Consider the following 1,084-nt stretch of genomic DNA (forward strand, 5'->3'; position numbering starts at 1 on the left):
GACAAGGGCATCAACTCCCTCGTCTCCCGCAGCCGCACCGTCGCCGCCACCTGCGCCACCGCCGACTCCGCCCTCGACCTGCCCGCCGACTCCACCCGGCCCGGCGACGTCATCGCCGACACCGCCACCGTCTACGACGACCCCACCGCCACCGCCTGGACGCCGTCCCAGAAGCCGCTCAAGGGCGACGTCACCTGGACCGGACGCGCCAAGGGCTACGGCACAGACGACACCCCCACCTGGCAGAAGCTCTCCCGGACGACGTACGACGACCTCGGGCGCCCCAAGGCCGTCACCGACACCAACGACCTGCCGGTCGCCTCGACCACCTACGACCCGGCCGACTCCGGCCCGCTGACCTCGACAACCGTCGAGGACGCCAAAACCTACAAGACCACCCAGAACCTGGACTTCGCGACCGGCGCAGCCTTGAAGGTCACCGACCCGAACGGCAAGGTCACCGAGAGCGAATACGACAGCCTCGGCCGCATCACCAAACTCTGGCTCCCCAACCGGCTCACAGTCCTGGACAAGACCCCCAACTACGTCTACACCTACCACCTCACCAGCACGGACATGTCGTGGGTATCCACCGGCACCATCAAACACGACGGCTCCGGATACAACACCGTCTACGAGTTCTACGACTCCCTGCTGCGCTCCCGCCAGGTCCAGGCCCCCACTCCGCAGGGCGGCCGGCTCGTCTCCCTGACCGAATACGACGCACGGGGTCTCGCGGTCAGCCAGCAGTCCGACATCTGGGACAGCACCGCACCGCCCGGCCCTACCGCCGTGGAGGTCTCCGGAGGCCAGGCACCCCTCCAGACGGACACCACCTACGACGGAGCAGCCCGGCCGAAGAAGGCGGAGACGAAGATCCACGGCGTCACCCGCTGGACCACCGACACCACCTACACCGGCGACACCGTCGCCACCACCGCCCCGACGGGCGGCCAGGCCGTCGCCGTGACCACCAACGCCCTCGGCCAGACCACCCAGCGCCGCGAGTACGCCGGCCCTACACCGACCGGCACCGACTTCACCACGACCGACTACACCTACACCCCCGCCGGACAGCAGAAGA

Annotated in this window: 1 pseudogene; it reads left to right on the top strand. The window is 68.9% G+C overall.

Going from position 1 to position 1,084, the window contains the following annotated elements:
* Positions 1-1,084, top strand: a pseudogene (locus tag ABD350_RS37500) (RHS repeat-associated core domain-containing protein); the annotation flags it as partial.

This window comes from Streptomyces nogalater (assembly GCF_039532885.1).
GTDB classification, from domain to species: domain Bacteria; phylum Actinomycetota; class Actinomycetes; order Streptomycetales; family Streptomycetaceae; genus Streptomyces; species Streptomyces nogalater.